Annotated in this window: 10 protein-coding genes and 1 pseudogene; 4 read left to right on the forward strand and 7 right to left on the reverse strand. The window is 58.3% G+C overall.

The window, feature by feature from the left end:
* Positions 1 to 171: 171 nt before the first annotated feature.
* The gene (locus EOA28_RS02410) at positions 172 to 1,350 is read right to left on the reverse strand and encodes a Xaa-Pro peptidase family protein (RefSeq protein WP_095489431.1); all 1,179 of its coding nucleotides are present in this window, start codon (positions 1,348 to 1,350) and stop codon (positions 172 to 174) included.
* 665 nt (positions 1,351 to 2,015) lie between these two features.
* On the opposite strand from EOA28_RS02410, the gene EOA28_RS02415 reads away from it, so the two are divergent.
* The 3 genes from EOA28_RS02415 (at position 2,016) to EOA28_RS02425 (ending at position 5,272) form a co-directional block, all read left to right on the forward strand.
* Positions 2,016 to 3,206, forward strand: a complete 1,191-nt coding sequence (locus tag EOA28_RS02415; protein ID WP_245501459.1) for an aminotransferase class V-fold PLP-dependent enzyme — start codon at positions 2,016 to 2,018, stop codon at positions 3,204 to 3,206.
* A gap of 32 nt (positions 3,207 to 3,238) precedes the next feature.
* Positions 3,239 to 4,381 (forward strand): M20 family metallopeptidase, encoded by a 1,143-nt coding sequence (locus tag EOA28_RS02420; RefSeq protein ID WP_095489429.1) that lies wholly within the window; start codon positions 3,239 to 3,241, stop codon positions 4,379 to 4,381.
* Positions 4,382 to 4,480: 99 nt separating this feature from the next.
* Positions 4,481 to 5,272: an SDR family oxidoreductase gene (locus EOA28_RS02425; protein WP_128288320.1), complete on the forward strand. Its 792-nt coding sequence runs from the start codon at positions 4,481 to 4,483 to the stop codon at positions 5,270 to 5,272.
* Between the two features lie 616 nt (positions 5,273 to 5,888).
* Here the strand turns inward: EOA28_RS02425 and EOA28_RS02430 are convergent.
* The 4 genes from EOA28_RS02430 to EOA28_RS02445 form a co-directional block, all read right to left on the reverse strand.
* Positions 5,889 to 7,583, reverse strand: coding sequence for a CocE/NonD family hydrolase (locus tag EOA28_RS02430; protein ID WP_189341901.1), 1,695 nt, complete (start codon positions 7,581 to 7,583; stop codon positions 5,889 to 5,891).
* A gap of 543 nt (positions 7,584 to 8,126) precedes the next feature.
* Positions 8,127 to 9,794, reverse strand: a complete 1,668-nt coding sequence (locus EOA28_RS02435; RefSeq protein ID WP_128314545.1) for an ABC transporter ATP-binding protein — start codon at positions 9,792 to 9,794, stop codon at positions 8,127 to 8,129.
* Positions 9,787 to 10,641, reverse strand: a complete 855-nt coding sequence (locus EOA28_RS02440; RefSeq protein ID WP_128314546.1) for an ABC transporter permease — start codon at positions 10,639 to 10,641, stop codon at positions 9,787 to 9,789. The genes EOA28_RS02435 and EOA28_RS02440 overlap by 8 nt, the downstream gene beginning before the upstream one ends.
* Positions 10,638 to 11,627, reverse strand: a complete 990-nt coding sequence (locus EOA28_RS02445) for an ABC transporter permease (RefSeq protein WP_245501460.1) — start codon at positions 11,625 to 11,627, stop codon at positions 10,638 to 10,640. The genes EOA28_RS02440 and EOA28_RS02445 overlap by 4 nt, the downstream gene beginning before the upstream one ends.
* A 324-nt stretch (positions 11,628 to 11,951) precedes the next feature.
* Here EOA28_RS02445 and EOA28_RS02450 point away from each other — a divergent pair.
* Positions 11,952 to 12,893: pseudogene (locus EOA28_RS02450) on the forward strand (IS3 family transposase); the annotation flags it as partial.
* A gap of 300 nt (positions 12,894 to 13,193) precedes the next feature.
* On the opposite strand, the gene EOA28_RS02455 reads toward EOA28_RS02450, so the two are convergent.
* Positions 13,194 to 14,777 carry an ABC transporter substrate-binding protein gene (locus tag EOA28_RS02455; protein WP_128314547.1) on the reverse strand — a complete coding sequence of 528 codons (1,584 nt, stop codon included), beginning with the start codon at positions 14,775 to 14,777 and terminating at the stop codon, positions 13,194 to 13,196.
* Between the two features lie 611 nt (positions 14,778 to 15,388).
* The coding region (locus EOA28_RS02460; RefSeq protein ID WP_245501461.1) for an ABC transporter substrate-binding protein at positions 15,389 to 16,018 on the reverse strand (630 nt) is incomplete at its 5' end.

Below are 16,018 nucleotides of genomic sequence, written 5' to 3' on the forward strand. Positions count from 1 at the left end.
TCGGGATCACGCGCATGTTCGCCAGCTGCTGCTGTGTTGGACGAAGCAGCGTTTGCAGGTGCGTTAACATTGCGCGTCTACTGGCCTGGCAGCGAACCGGGCCGCGATCGGAACACCCCCAAGTTGTTCTCGATTGGCCCAGCCCGGTATCATCAGAAGCCTGCGTCTGTTTTAGCGGACGTAAAGCTGACGTTTGTAGTTCGTCAAAATCTCGCAGCCAGTTTCGGTCACGCGAACAGTCTCGCTGGTGCCGACGTCCGCAAAGCCGAAAGCCTTGACCATCGAGGGGATATGGAAGACCATATTGGGCTTGAGGATCCGCGTTTCCCCTCGCTTAAACGACAGGATGTGCCCTTCGCCCCAATCCGGCGGGTAGCTGATGCCGATGGAATACCCCGTACGCTTGAAGCGGCCTTCATAGCCTCCATCGTTGACAGTCTGCGACCAGATACTCCACACCTCACCGAGGGGGCGATCAGGACGTATGCCGTCGAGCATGTTTTCCAGCGCCCTTCGTGACACGTCCTCCATTTTCTCGAGTTCACGGTTGGATGGACTGACCACGGAAGCCCGCATAATCGCGGCGCTATAGCGTCGAACGGTGCCGGACAGTTCGAGGAAGACAGGATCACCCGGCTGAATCTGCCGGCCCGACCACGTGCCATGCGCATAGCTCGTGCGCACGCCCGAAGTCACAAACGGCGGGTAGCCGGGGTATTCACTTCCCTTGAGCGTGACTACGCGCTGGATTTCGGCGGCGATTTCATTCTCGTTCACGCCGGCCCTTATCTGGTTGATGCCCGCTTCGATGCCGGCCTCGGCAATCCGCGCTGCCTGCCGGATATAGTCTATTTCGGCATCGGATTTGACGACGCGGACCGCCTCGACAATCATCGAGCCATCTTCGAAACGGACGTCAGGGAGAAGGGTCTTGAGCGCTTCGTAATCGGCGATCGAGAAGAACCAAGACTTTTTCTCGAACCCTACCTTCGCCTTGGCAAAACCCAGGTTACGCAGCGTTTCCGCGAGCAGCTCGAGCGGGGCCTCGTGGTCCATGTAGCTGGTACTGTTATCTATCCACGAATAGGCCCGGACATTCACCTCTTCAATGCCACGGGTGATATGGAGGGGCTCCCCTTGCAGCGGGATAAGCAGATACTGGGCGGAGGCATAACCGAGCGTGTTGTAACCGCTTAAGTAAAGCATGTTCTCGGGGATGGTCACCACGAGGATGTCCAGATCCCGGGCTGCAATGCTTTCGCGTACCGCCTTGAGCCTTCTTTGATACTCCTGGATAGTAAAAGCCAAGTCTTTTTCTACCTTTATGGTGTCTATGCCGGAAACTTTCATAGGAGCCCTTCGAAACAAAGAGGCGCGCCACGCGCTGGACGGTGTATCGTAGCACCTGACCTGCGCATAACGTTGCCGTCGTTTCCAAGTTCGCGCAGGAAACCTGCGTTGATCTGGCCTTGATTGCTCAAAAGCCTCCGTCCTCGTCGACATTGCTGTTCCATCGACAGCCATCCCAACAATCCAAACCTCTGGAAAATGGCGGCGGGTCGGGCGAAATCTGCGCGAAGGTTGTGCCCGCGTCAGGAGCCTGGACTTCGCCGACTTAGATCACTTCACTTTCGGCAGCCTCGGCGCGCGTGCGGGCCGTCGGAGTGTTCTGCCAGTTGAGATGGCAGGCTTGTGATCGGGTAAGAATGCGGCTGCCGTCACCGCTGACGTCGGGTCCCCTGTCCGAGGCGCTGACGTCGCGGGCCTCCCGATGCAAAGTGCCTGCGCGCACGATTGGCTGCCCCCTCCCGGCTCGAAAGTCTGCACGCAATTCGCATCTATGCAGAAAATCCTCAACATGGGTGAGAAATAGGGGGAATTTCCCATGGTCTGACGGATATGATCAATCCTGCACAGACGAAGCTAGTTCCCCGCTGCCGCCAGCCGCGTTCGCGCCTGGAGTCTGTCCGCGGCGTTTGGACCAAGGTAAACCGCAATTGACGAGCTCCATGATTATGAACGGCAGTCCCCTTCCATTAGACAGCATCAGGGACGATTTCCCAGCGACGCAAGACTTTATTTACATGGATGTTGCCAACCAAGGATTGATATCTCGTACCACAAGAATGTCGTTCGAGGATCATCTGAATAACAGATTGCACGGGATAAACGATGAGCTTAGCCAATTGGCGGCCATCGAGAAGACACGCGCCAGATTTGCTAGATTTGTTGGTGCGGATAAAGATGAAATTGCCATCACAAAGAACGCGTCAGAGAGTATCAACATAATCGCCAACGCGATTGACTGGCGAGCCGGCGACAGCGTTGTCTTATGCCCTCAACTTGAGCATGCTAACAACATCCTGCCATGGCTCCAGGTGAAAGCTCTACATGATGTTGATCTGAAATTGGTGGAGCCGGATAATGGTGCCATTCCCGTAGATGCGATTGTCAATGCCCTTAATTCCAGGACTCGCGTTGTGGCGCTTTCGACCGCAACAATGGTTCCTGGTTTTCGGACAGTCACGCAACCCGTCGCGGAGGCGTGCAGGCGTCATGGCGCCTTCCTTTTGGCGGACGGGACTCAGTCGGTCGGAATTCTCCATACTGATGTCAACCGGTTGGGAGTAGATGGTTTGGCCGTCTCGACTGTGAAGGGATTGATGGGCCTCTACGGATCGGGGTTTCTCTACTGCCGCCGGGAGTGGGCAGATCAGCTAAAGCCAGCTTACCTCGCTCGCTTTAGCGTCGATCTCGGGAACGCACCAGAGTCGGCTCCCATTCTCAACGCCGCCAGGCTGCGGGCTGGAGCGCCTCGTTTTGATATCGGGCATTACAATTTCCCAGGCATGATTGCCGCGCACGCATCCTTGGGGCAACTGCTGGAGATCGGAACAGAAGCAATCGACAAGCACGTGACATCTTTGGCAACTCGACTGGCTTCAGGGCTGCTAGAAGCCGGACTGCCTGTCTGTGGCGGGCCTCCTGGCGACCACACTGGGAGTATTGTGGCGATTGGCGACATGGCTGCACTCGGCGGAACGCAAGAAGTCGCCGCCTACATACCGTCGCTGCACAGCTATCTTGCGGAAAACAAGGTCGTTGCATCAACGCGACGAGGGCTCCTTCGGTTCTCGCTTCATCTTTACAACAGCGAAGAAGAAGTCGGCCAAGTTATCGATATAGTCAAGAAATGGTCGAATTAGCTGCGCCAGATTACAACCGGATAGGAGAATTTATGTCATCGCAAAGCGCGGATACGGTGGCACTTCTTCAAGACCTTGTCAAAATTGAAAGCGTCAACCCTTCGCTTTCACCCAGGGGCAGCGGAGAACAGCGGGTCGCCGAATATCTTGAAGGGTTTTGCCGGGACCGAAACCTGCCTTATGAACTCCAGCACGTTGTCGACGGGCGCTCGAACTTCTTGACCTGGATCTCAGGCAAAGACCCTGGTCGGCGCCTTCTTTTCGTGGCCCATATGGACACGGTGCCCACTGATAATTGGGCTTCCGATCCATTTTCTCCCGAATTGAAGGACAATCGACTCTACGGCAGGGGGAGTTGCGACACAAAAGGTTCCCTCTCTGCAATGATGATCGCCCTGAGTACCCTAGGTGACCGTCAGCCGAATGCCACAATTGTCGTTGCCGCTAGCATTGATGAAGAGTACCGCAAGATCGGCGCTCGCGCCATCGCTCTCTCCGGCAAGTCGTATGATGCCGCCGTTGTTGGCGAACCAACCGAGCTCGAGCTTGTAGTCGCCCACAAAGGGTCAGTCCGCTGGCAAATCGAGGTTCAGGGTGTCCCTGCTCACACTTCGAAGCCGCACCTAGGAGTCAATGCAATCTCAGGCATGGCAAAGGTGATATTGGCGCTCAACGAACACGGCGAGAATCTCGCTTCGCGCACCCAACCTTTGGTCAGCCCTCCCACTTTGACGATAAGTCTGATTGAGGGTGGCTTGGAATTGACGACGGTTCCTCCATCGTGCCGCATCTGGGTGGATCGGCGCCTCGTTCCAGGGGAGCGACCAGAGCAGGCATTGGCAGAAGTGGAGAACATACTGCAAGGTTTGCGGGATCGCGAAGACATCAAGGTCCGATCATTACTGCCCGCGCTTGAAGATCCTGCTCCGGACAGTGCCGAGTCAAGCAAGATAGCTTCTGTGGCAGCGCAGGCGTGTGCCGATATTGCCGGCACGGGCACGTACATTGGAGTGCCGTACGGCACGGATGCTAGTCAGCTATCTTTGGCCGGCATTCCCTGCATTGTGCTAGGACCAGGAAGCATTGATCGCGCTCACACAAACAATGAGTTCATTGAATTGGATCAGCTTGAAATGTGCGTTCAGATATATAGACAAATAATGCTCAGTTATTAGATTCGAAACTGCAGAGATAGCACGGATGCTTACGCGGCACGTCGTGAGAGAGAGCCGTGGTCCGGCTCGACCACTCTCAATCGGGAAGGGATCATCGCTATGAATGATCATTGTCGAAAAGTTCTGGTGATGGCCAGTAGCAAGGGTCTTGGCTTGGCCATCGCAAAACGATTAGCTAAAAATCGCTCGGAAGTCGTTATCTGTGGTCGTAACAAGGCTGCATTAGACCAAGCCGTAGGTGATCTACAGAAAATTGAGGGATGCGCTGGCGCTCATGGCATAATTGCAGATTTATCCCGGCGATCAGATGTCGACATGTTGTTGCAACGCACTTTGGAGCTCCTCGGGAGCATTGATTGCCTCGTCGTAAATTCCGGTCATATGCCGCACGGAACTATCGAAGACCTAAGCGACGATGATTGGGATCATTCCTACGAGACGCTTCTCATGAGTGCAGTAAGGGTGTCGCGAGCGGCAGCCGCTGCGATGAAAGCGTCTGGTCGTGGGGGCGATATCGTCTATGTTACCTCGGGAGGCGTGCACGAGGCGACAGGTCACCTACTGCTGTCGAACGTCATGCGTGCCGGCATAGCAGTATTAGCTAAGCACCTCGCAGATACACTTGCGGGAAGTGGCGTTCGCGTGAACGTTGTCGCGCCTGGTTATTTTGACACAGGCAGAGTTCACAAGAGAATTGAGGCGTTGATGGTCGACGAAGGTCTCAATCGAGATGCCGCTATCAAACGTGTGGCCAATACCAATCCCTTGGGGCGTATCGGAACTGCCGACGAACTCGCGGAGCTAGTTGGATTCATCGTCGGTGACCGAGCAAGATACCTGAATGGCACGACAATAGTGATTGATGGCGGGGGCAGTCGCCTTGTGATGTAGCTGTAGGTGGATGTTGGTGCATCCGTGCATCCCTCGCCGCATCCGACCTCAGCGCACAGGCCAGCCGAAAGAGGGCGAATTTTTTTCTGCCCCAATGCCCCTAATGAGCTATGCAGCCGATTATGGCTGGCTGCTTGAGAGCTTGGATTTGAATGGCACCGCAAAGATGGACTTACAGCGGCGAGCTTCCAGCCGCACGTCAGACTCGGAGACACTCACTCTACGGTAAACGGAAGGGTCAAGGCTGGCCACATGTCTGACCTTGACGAGCCGAAGGCTCGCTAGTAGGGAGCAGGACGCAAGCAACGCCAATGATCCTGAGCTATGCGCCTGATCTGCCCTACATGGCTTGATTAACGTGAAGCAATGATTTCCCGGCGAATGCGCTTCGGCCGAATAGACTGCTGCTGTTGATTGCGCCGGCTCACATTGCACCATCACGCCGCCGAGCGGCGCGTCCCAGCTACCCGGCGCGAGCAAAGCAGAATGTCAGTTCACCACTGCAACCGACCCTCGTTCCAGGAGCACGGCTTTCGAATCGCCGTTGCGTGAGTGCCAGTCCGACCGCTCATCTTAGAAGACTCTCAGCGGAGTTCGATTCCCTACAGCGCGAGGGTCAGGCGGCCGCGATAGGCAGCAGAACATACGAGGGGAACTCTTCGCAGTGATGCACGCTGTTGTGGGCGACTTCCCACTTCGTTTCGTCCCAATTGTTGCCGCCCGTATTCAGATTTCGATCGAAGCGAGGAAACGAGGAGCTGGATATCTCGAGCCGAATTCGATGACCGGGCGGGAACCAGTTGCTCGTGGCATCCAGGTCAACCTGTACTTGGTAGACGTTGCCCGGCTCCATCAGAACTGACCGGTCGAAGCCTTCGCGAAACCGAACGCGCAGTATCCCGTCGACGACGTCAACGGCACGCCCGTCCGGATGCACGTCAAGTAGTCTGGCCACAAAGTCTGTATCCCGGGCGGAAGATGAGACGAAAAGGACGGCTTTGACGAAACCGCTGACTTCAACTCCCTCTTCAAGGAGGTCAGACGTAAAACACAGAACGTCCTGGCGGAGTTCTACTTCCTGATAGTCACGAGGGCCCATCGTCGTCCCCCTTGAGTTTCCGCCATGAACCCCCAAAAACGGCACCGGATTGCCAGAGTCATAGACAAAACTATCGGCTGGCTCGTCCTCGGCAGGTGGGTTGAGTTCAAGTGCGCCATCGCCGAGGCGAGTGTTGGAATTTCCACCGCTTCGCAAGAACCAACGCTGTAGTTCCACACCGGCAGGTGGCCATTCTGAAGCCGCACGCCACTCGTTGCGACCCATGACATAGTATCGGACGCGGGGCATCGCCTCGATGCGGTCGGGCATTTCCTTCAGCCAACCGTCGAACCAGTCCAGGTAGATTTGCCAGCAATCTAAGCGTGCATCGCCCAACTCACGCTCACCGATGACTGTCGGGGCCTCAAGTGTCGCGGTCTTGCAGTGGGTGGCTGGCGAGAGAATGATGTGCTGGTGATCACGAGCCGCAGCGCTCGTCCCCCGAGCGCTGAAGAGGCGCCGCGTGTAGAGGGCGTCGGCGGCACCGACGTCATACCACGAGTTCACAAATAGGGCTGGGAGGTCAATTGCCGAGTCCTCGCGAAGGAAACCAAACCTGTCGAACCAGGGATCCCCAGGGTCCCGTGAAACCCAGTCCTCCCAATCCGTGGGCGGTGACCCGATGATCTTGAGGATGTCGATGATCGGCAGCGTTGCGAATGCGCGCTGGTACTCTTCGTCGGCTTTCGCTTGCGGCCGGGAACGATCCTTGCCATGGCTCTGATGGAAGTGGGGTACCCACATGCTCAACACTAGCGCGCCGCCAAGACGCGACCCGCAAAGGCGCAAATCCCCCAGTCGCTGTCGATCGCCAGATAGCGTGCCGCCCGCCCCCTCTATGATCGCACAGCGATGAGCGGGATGGCATAGCTGAGCGGTAAGCACCTGGGTGATTCCGAGCGCGGAGCATCCGTACGTGCCGACCCGCCCCGTCGACCATGGCTGGGAGGCGATCCAGGAGAGAGTATCGTAGCCGTCCTTCGCGTCATGCTCGAGGAGCGCGAAATGACCGCCAGAATCAAAGAGCCCACGAAGTTCCTGCACAATCACGGCGTAACCCTGAGCCGCGAACATCATGGCTACAGGGCGTGTGGGTTCGGGCATACGATATGCGGCCTTGCCGTACTTCGTTCGGATCAAAATCGAAGCGAGTTTGCCCGTGTACCCGAGAGGGCGGTAGACATCCGTCGCAAGTTCCACGCCGTCGCGCATAGGAACTCGCAACCCAGTTTGTAGAACCACTTCATAACGGGGTTCTAAAGGTTTCGACATATGGTGCTCGCAACAAGTCATTATTTGGCTCTCCACAAGAAGCTGCTCGCGTCAGCTGGCATTTACGCAGCGGAGTGACCGCTTCGACTGCTGCTACCGTGCGTTCGTACTTCGACCATACGTTATTGATGCAGTAGATCGGTGTTTTCCTACGGCCGGGCGCGTCTCCGCCACGGACACACGGGACGACGTTCTCGCATTCGGGCTTCACCATCGTTCGGAAGTTAAATCGTCCATCTCAGTCGGCTGCATTTGGGAAAGCCAGAGAGGAAAAAAGCGTCGCGTTACGTCTTTGGTCGATTTGGGAGCTTGGGTAGCGAGCTGGGGATTCACCCCGATCAGCGTGCGCCGGCAGGCGCTCTTGCCTGCCCCAGTCGGGTGACCTGCCTGGAATTCGCTGCCAAGTCGAGAATTCCCGCCGCCTACCTGGCCTCTCCTCAACACGCCGGAGTGCGTTCAACGCCAATATGGTGCGGCCAGAGATCAGTTCCCCCCGCTTGCCATGCGGCGCCCCTTTATGGCGCTTTCCAACCAGCCAAGCTCCATCTCGGGAACTGAAGAGAGCAGAAGGTCAGTATATGCGTCGAAGGGCGGGGTGAGCACTTCGGTCTTGGAGCCATAGCGCACGACCCTTCCTTGATACATCACTGCGATGGAATCGGCGATCGCCTTCACCGTCGCGAGATCGTGGGTTATGAACAGATACGCTACGTCCTCGATCTTCTGCAGACGCAGCAGCAGCTTGAGGATGCCATCAGCCACGAGCGGGTCGAGAGCGCTGGTCACCTCGTCGCAGATGATAAGTTTCGGCCTGGCGGCGAGCGCGCGAGCGATACAGACGCGCTGTTTCTGGCCGCCCGAGAGTTCGGCAGGATAGCGATCGACGAAACCCTTGCCCATCTCGATCTCGTCGAGCAGTTCCGCCACGCGATGATCGCGCTCACGACCGCGCATCCCGAAATAGAATTCGAGCGGACGGCCGATAATGGTGCCAACTGTCTGGCGCGGATTCATCGCCACGTCAGCCATTTGGTAAATCAGTTGCAGTTCGCGCAGATCGTCCGTCGAGCGCTCCGCAAGCCTCGGCGTGAGCGTGCGGCCGGCAAAGGTGATCATGCCGGATGTGGGCGGCAGCAGACCGGTGATGGCGCGCGCAAGCGTGGACTTACCCGAGCCGGACTCGCCCACCACGGCCAGCGTCTGACCGGGATGGACCTCGATTGAAACTTCCTGCAGCACCTTTACATGACCGCCGTAAGCCGCGGTGATATTCCTCACCTCGAGCACCGGACAGGCTGCCGGCCTCTTTTCCTGATGCTCGATCGAACGTACCGACACCAGCGCCTTGGTGTACTCCGTCCGCGGTGCCTCGATGATCTGCCGCGTCTCGCCATGCTCGACCATTTTGCCGTGGCGAAGCACCATGATCTCGTCCGAGACTTGGGCAACGACCGAAAGGTCATGCGTAATATAAAGGGCCGCGACGCCAGTATCACGGATCGCATCCTTTATTGCAGCGAGCACATCGATCTGTGTCGTCACGTCGAGCGCCGTGGTGGGCTCGTCAAAGACGATAAGGTCGGGCTCGGAGCATAGCGCCATGGCTGTCATGACGCGCTGCAATTGACCGCCCGAAACCTGGTGCGGGTAACGACGGCCGATGGTTTCCGGGTTGGGTAGGCCGAGGTTTTTGAACAGTGCTATGGCGCGCCTCTCCGCATCGGCTCGGGTCGCGATACGGTGCAGCAACGCGGACTCTATGACTTGCTCCATCAAACGAAGTGCCGGGTTGAACGCTGCGGCAGCCGACTGCGCGACATAACAGACCTTGTTGCCGCGCACTTTGCGCAATCCCTGGACGCCCCGTGCTAGAATGTTGCGCCCGTTGAGGAGGACTTCGCCCCCGGTGATGCGCACGCCGCCTCGCCCATATCCCATCGAGGCCAAACCAATAGTCGATTTGCCGGCGCCGGACTCGCCGATCAGGCCCAAGACGCGGCCTTTCTCCAGCTTTAGCGAAACGTCGTCCACAATGACGGTATTCTGCGGATCGCCCCCCGGCGAGTAGGAGGTTGCTTCGATCCGCAGTTTCCTGATTTCGAGCAAGGAGCAGCTTTCGTCATGAGGTCGTTTCATTGCCGCCTTAGGCATTGCCGCGCCCTCCCCTGAGAGAGGTGGTCCGGTTAAGGATCCAATCCGCGACGAGATTGACTGAGATGGCGAGTGCTGCGATGGCCCCGGCTGGGATAAGGGCAGCGGAAATACCGAAAACAATGCCATCTTTGTTCTCTTTCACCATTCCGCCCCAGTCGGCTTGTGGCGGCTGCACACCAAGCCCAAGGAAGGACAGGGCAGACAGGAAGAGCACGGCGAAGATGAAGCGCAGGCCGAGTTCGGAGACTAGCGGCGACAGCGCATTGGGCAAAATCTCGCGGAAAATGATCCAGGCGCGGTCTTCGCCCCGCAATTTGGCCGCCTCGACGAAGTCCATTGCGTTGATGTCGGCGGCGACCGCGCGTGACAGCCGGTAAACGCGGGTAGAGTCCAATGTACCCATGACTAATATCAGTGTCACCACGTTGGATGGGAGCACCGACAGCACGACAAGACCGAAGATCAGCGTCGGGATCGACATCAACAGATCCACGAACCGCGACATCGTCATGTCGAACCAGCCACCGACGACGGCTGCGGTGAAGCCGAGTATCGACCCTAGCGTAAAGGAAAGCGCGGTAGCGGCGGCCGCTATCAAGATCGTAGTGCGGGCGCCATAAATCATGCGCGAGAGCAGATCCCTTCCGAGATTGTCAGTGCCGAACCAGTGCTCGCCGGACATGGGCATCCAAACGTCCCCGACGATCTCGCCCAGTGGATGCGGTGAGATCAGCGGCGCGAAAGTCGCCGCGAAGAGGAACAATCCGATGAAGAACAGGCCGATCGCGGCACCGATGGGTATGCGACGCCGGCCTTTGGCGTGTGGGGCTGACGAGACGCTCATTTGGGATGCCTCAGCCGCGGGTTGGCGATGATTGCGGCGACGTCAGCGATGATGTTCAGGCCAATATAAACGGCCGCGAAGATCAGGCCGACGGCCTGCACGACCGGCACGTCGCGCTTCGAGACATGGTCAACAAGATACTGCCCCATGCCGGGGTAAACGAAGATCACCTCGACGACGACGACGCCGACGATCAGGAAGGCTAGGTTGAGCATTACCACATTGATCACCGGCGCGATGGCGTTCGGGAATGCATGGCGACGGATAATCTCGATCTGCCGCAGCCCCTTGAGCTCGGCCGTCTCTATATAGGCCGACTGCATGACGTTCAGGATCGCGGCGCGCGTCATACGCATCATGTGGGCGAGCACGACGAGCGTGAGCACCGTCGCAGGGAGGGCGATGGCCTCCATGCGCTCCAGGAACGGCATGCCAACGTAGACAGTGGAGATACCCGGAAGCCACTGCAGCTTCACGGCGAAGAAATAAACCAGGAGGTAGCCGATGAAGAATTCGGGAAGCGAGGTTGAGGTAAGCGCGAAGCCGGAGATCAGCTTGTCAATTACGCCGTTGCGATAGCGCACCGCCAGCAGCCCGAGGATGATAGCGAGCGGGACAGCCACAGTCGCCGCGCAGAAGGCCAGAAAGAGTGTATTCCACAGCCGGGGCAGCAACGTCGCGGTAATCTCCTGTCGCGAAGTGAGCGCGGTGCCGAGATCGCCAGTCAGCACACCGCCCAACCAGCGGAAATAGCGGATGTACGCTGGATCGTTAAGGCCCAGCTCGGCCCGCAGGTTGGCGAGCGCTTCCGGGGTCGCAGACTGGCCGAGAATGGCTTGCGAGACGTCGCCTGGCAGGATCTGCGTGCCGGCAAAGATTAGAATCGAGACAAGGAAAAGGAGCAGGATTCCAAGCGTGATGCGCTGGGTGATCAGTCTTACAATGGGGGACATCGCCGACAACCGCATTACGCCGTCAGCCAGCATTTGGATAGCGCGGAGTCATTCATGGGATTGGTGTGCTCGCCGCCATGGCCACGGCGGTTGAGATAGTCGAGTTTAAGTGACATGAGACGTTCCTCACTACTGTTCCCCTAAGGCCGACAAGGCGGCCGCGTATGGTGAACGTATCAACCTAAATGAGCGCGAAACGCGCTAATTTGCCTTTACCGACGCAGGAAACCGCCGTTTACTCGCTGCCCACGACCAAAAGGCGACGACTAATGGGGGGTGACAAATCCTCGCCTTATGGCCATCAACAGCAGTGGCTGCAGGCACCCTATAACGAGGGCCATCGAGTCTCAGGGCGCCAGGCTGCGCAAGGAAGTCGCGAAGCTGAAGGCGGAGCGCGACATCCTAAAAAAGGCCGCAGCCTACTTCGCGAGGGAAGTGACATGAGGTTCGCTTTCATCGCGAGGCACCGGGGCATCTGGCCGTGGCATGGCGTGCAGTGCGCTGGATGTGTCCCGCTCGGGCTTCCATGCCTGGCTCAACCGCAGCCCCAGCGTTCGCTCCCGGCATGATGAGATCCTCGTTTCCAGGATCGGCCGAAGCTTCAAGAGCAGCGACCGCACTTACGGCGCGCGTCGGGTCTGGCACGACGTTCTGGCAGAGGGGCTTTCCTGCGGACTGCATCGCATCGAACGGCTGATGCGGGAGAACGGGCTGCGGGTCCGGCCTCGGCGCCGCGGACTGCCGAAGGACACCGGAGAGCGAGCGGCGGTGTCGGAGAACCTACTCGACCGCGCCTTCGAGGCATCGGCCCCGAACCAGAAGTGGATTGCGGACTTCACCTACATCTGGACCGCCGAAGGATGGCTCTACGTTGCCGCCGTCGTTGATCTGTTCTCCAGGCGTGTCGTCGGCTGGGCGATGAAGGCCGAGATGACGGCGCAGCTCGTCACCGACGCTCTCATCATGGCGATCTGGAGGAGAGGCAAGCCGGACAGCCTGCTGCACCACTCCGACCAAGGATCGCAATATACGAGCGAGCAGTTCCAGCGACTGATGGCCGACCACGGCATCACCTGTTCAATGAGCCGGTCGGGCAACGTCTGGAACAACGCTGCGATGGAGAGCTTCTTCTCGTCGCTCAAGACCGAGCGGACAGCCCGCAAGGTCTACAGGATGAGGGATGACGCCAGGGCGGATGTGTTCGATTACATCGAGCGCTTCTATAACCCTCGGCGAAGGCACTCGATGCTAGGCTACCTGAGCCCCGTCGAGTTCGAGGAACAAGCTATGCTAGCTTAACCTCGTGTCCGAAAAACCGGCAGCAGGCCACTCCGCGGCAACCGCTTTGCCACTGTAATGCCGATATTGAGCACGCTACCTGCCTTGCGGCGGGGCATCGCGGGATGGGAATAGCGGCCCTCGAACGTGAGGGTAATTGGCGCGCTTATCCCCAACAAGCAGCTCGGCGAGGGGGGTCACCTACATCGCGTCACCAACAAGATCTTATGAGCTGTCCCTGTTCGGATCATGCGAACTATGCCTAGCCGATGAGAGAGTTGCCGGATAGCGTCCGAGCTGAAGGTTAACGACGCCGACGAACTAGGCCTTTAGCCAGCATTTGGTAAAAGCCAAGCTGTTCATCAGAGCGTCGTGCCAAGCGACATAGCCGCCAACCTTGTCGGAAATAGCGTCGACGGCCTGGTTGAACATTGGCACGATCACGCCTCCCTCATCGCGAACAATGATGGCTATCTCGCGATAGAGGTTCTTCCGCTTATCCTGATCGAGTTCAGCGCGCGCTTCGATGAGAAGCTTGTCGAACTTCTCGTTAGAGAAGTGGGTGTCGTTCCATTCGGCCGTTGACAGATACGTGGTCGAGTACATCTGGTCCTGCGTCGCTCGGCCTGACCAGTAAGTATTGCAGAAGGGTTGTTTGTTCCAGACCTCCGACCAGAAGCCGTCGTCTGGCACGCGCTGGATCTCAAGGGCGATGCCGGCTTTGGCACAGCTCTGCTGGTAGAGTTGTGCAGCATCGACCGCTCCAGGGAAGCCGGCGTTGGCGACCCGAAGGAGGATTGGGCCGTTGTGACCAGATTTTTTGTAATAATGCTTGGCTTGGTCGGTATCGAATTCGCGCTGGGGGATGTCTTCGGGAAACAGGCTGTATGCGTTGTTGACCGGGAAGTCATTGCCGAGCGTGCCGTAGCCGCGCAGGATTTTATCGAGCATCTCCTGACGGTCGATTGCAAGCTTTAATGCCATTCTCAGATCGTTGTTGTCGAAGGGCGCGGTGTCGCAGAACATGTTGAAGCAATAGTAGCCGGGACCCGAGACGGCCTCCACTATCAAGTTGGGCGCCCGCTTGATTAGATCGATGACCTTGGGCTCGACCTTGTCGATTATATGCACCTGGCCGGCCTGCAGCGCGGAGATACGAGCCGTCGCGTCATTGATGGCGAGGAGCTCAACCTGGTCGGCAAAACCCATCTTATCTGGCTGCCAGAAATTGGCGAAACGCTCGCCGCCGTACCGAACGCCGGGCTCGTTGACGCTCGCCTTGTACGGCCCAGCGCTGATGCCTTCGGCTGGATTGTCCTTCCCCCCATTCGGCTGAATAATGAGGTGATAGTCGGTCATAAGGTAAGGGAAGTCAGCATTGGCATCCTTCAACGTTACGACTACTTCGTCACCATTCGCGTTGATGGTGTCGATGCTCTTCAGCACGCCGAGCGCGCCGGACTTCGACTTCGGGTCAGAGTGACGCTCGAGAGTCGCCGCCACATCCTTCGCTGTCACGGCCTTGCCGTTGTGGAACTCGAGCCCCTTGCGGATCTTCATCGTCCAGGTTTTGGCGTCCTTGCTGGCCTCAACGCTTTCAGCTATGCGGTTCTCCAGTCCGCCGTCTGGCACCATCGCAACGAGATACTCGCCCCAGCAGGCGCCGAAAATCGATGACAAAGTCGAGAACGTCGCCGGATCGAGACTATCGGTCGCGCTACCTCCAGAAAGGCCGCCCTTAAGGATACCGCCGCGTACGGGCCCCTCCGCTCGCGCAGCGCTAGTAAGGAGCGAATTCGCAAACGTCGCCGAGACGCCGAGCGCCGTTGCGCGGCCAAGAAATTCACGCCGGCTCAGCCGGCCCGCAGCGACGCGGAGGCTGAGATAATCGAGTTCCTGCGACATTTGGATGCTCCTCGGTAATATCGTTCCCTTAGGGCCGGACGACGCGGCCACTATTTAGAGTACCATTGGTACCAGCATCAATGTGTCGCTTTGCATGTATCGCTCGTCTGTCCGAGCACAAAATCGGCGTTTTGGCCCCCAATCGCGCAGGATCCGTCACATGACCTTGCCGCTCGAAGGGGGAGTGTTCAGCAGGGCACGACGTGATCATGACCCTACCTAGATGACCCGCCCGCGCTTCTCGGTCACATTCGAATGGCGGGCGTGCGGTCCTGTGCCTCCGCAGCGCGCGCGTTGAAGGTGTGGCAGCCAACCCCGCCGGACTCTTAGGAAACGCGGCTTCGCGCGTCGAGGTGCCGGCCACTTGAGCCGCGCCACAGCGCGGCGCAGTGACCCGGTCGGTTTAAGCGCGGACTGCTGAGCTCATGCGGATCTAGGCCGTCCGTGGCTACAGGATGAGGCCCACGTCCTCAATCAAGACCCATGAAGCCGACGCGGCCAGCGTCGAGGAGAGCGTCGACACGTTTCATGTGCTCCTAATGTCGAAATCCTGATGCCGTTGCCCAGCGCGTGGCGCTGGGCAACCGGCATCAGGCCGTAAGTCACGCCGTTCAGGCTTCGAGCCAGCATTCCGCCAATGCGGAGGCGTTGCTAAAATCCCGCGCAGGATGCTTCACGAATCCCTTCACGCCCGGCCCTGTCGCATCGATGAACTGGTTGAAGAACGGTGCGATCACGCCGCCCTCGTCGCGAACGATGATGGCCATCTCGCGATAGAGGTTCTTGCGCTTGTCCTGGTCGAGTTCGGCGCGCGCCTCGATGAGAAGCTTGTCGAACTTCTCGTTAGCGAAGCGCGTGTCATTCCACGCCGCCGTCGACAGATAGGCGACCGAGTAAGCCTGGTCCTGCGTCGCGCGACCGGTCCAAAAGGAAGTCGCGAACGGCTGCTTTAACCAGACCTCGGACCAGTAGCCATCGCTCGGCTCGCGCTTGACCTCGATAGTGATGCCGGCTTTGGTGCAGCTCTGCTGGTAGAGCTGGGCGGCGTCGACGGCGCCGGGGAAGGCAACATCGGAGGTCCTGAGCAGGATTGGCCCGCTGTGGCCCGACTTCTGATAGTGGAACTTGGCTTTGTCCGGATCGAAGGCCCGCTGCTCAATATCGTCGGAAAATAGCGGGTAGGCTTCGTTGATTGGGAAGTCGTTACCCACCGTGCCGTAGCCGCGCAGGATCTTGTCGAG

Source organism: Mesorhizobium sp. M2A.F.Ca.ET.067.02.1.1 (assembly GCF_004023285.1).
Taxonomy (GTDB): Bacteria; Pseudomonadota; Alphaproteobacteria; order Rhizobiales; family Rhizobiaceae; genus Mesorhizobium.

Excerpts from the sequence above, each read along its gene's own strand:
- EOA28_RS02420 (WP_095489429.1), top strand. The coding sequence starts at position 3,239 with ATGTCATCGCAAAGCGCGGATACGGTGGCACTTCTTCAAGACCTTGTC.
- EOA28_RS02440 (WP_128314546.1), bottom strand. The coding sequence starts at position 10,641 with ATGAGCGTCTCGTCAGCCCCACACGCCAAAGGCCGGCGTCGCATACCC.
- EOA28_RS02430 (WP_189341901.1), bottom strand. The coding sequence starts at position 7,583 with ATGCGCGACGGCGTGGAACTTGCGACGGATGTCTACCGCCCTCTCGGG.
- EOA28_RS02415 (WP_245501459.1), top strand. The coding sequence starts at position 2,016 with ATGAACGGCAGTCCCCTTCCATTAGACAGCATCAGGGACGATTTCCCA.
- EOA28_RS02455 (WP_128314547.1), bottom strand. The coding sequence starts at position 14,777 with ATGTCGCAGGAACTCGATTATCTCAGCCTCCGCGTCGCTGCGGGCCGG.
- EOA28_RS02410 (WP_095489431.1), bottom strand. The coding sequence starts at position 1,350 with ATGAAAGTTTCCGGCATAGACACCATAAAGGTAGAAAAAGACTTGGCT.
- EOA28_RS02425 (WP_128288320.1), top strand. The coding sequence starts at position 4,481 with ATGAATGATCATTGTCGAAAAGTTCTGGTGATGGCCAGTAGCAAGGGT.
- EOA28_RS02445 (WP_245501460.1), bottom strand. The coding sequence starts at position 11,627 with ATGCTGGCTGACGGCGTAATGCGGTTGTCGGCGATGTCCCCCATTGTA.
- EOA28_RS02435 (WP_128314545.1), bottom strand. The coding sequence starts at position 9,794 with ATGCCTAAGGCGGCAATGAAACGACCTCATGACGAAAGCTGCTCCTTG.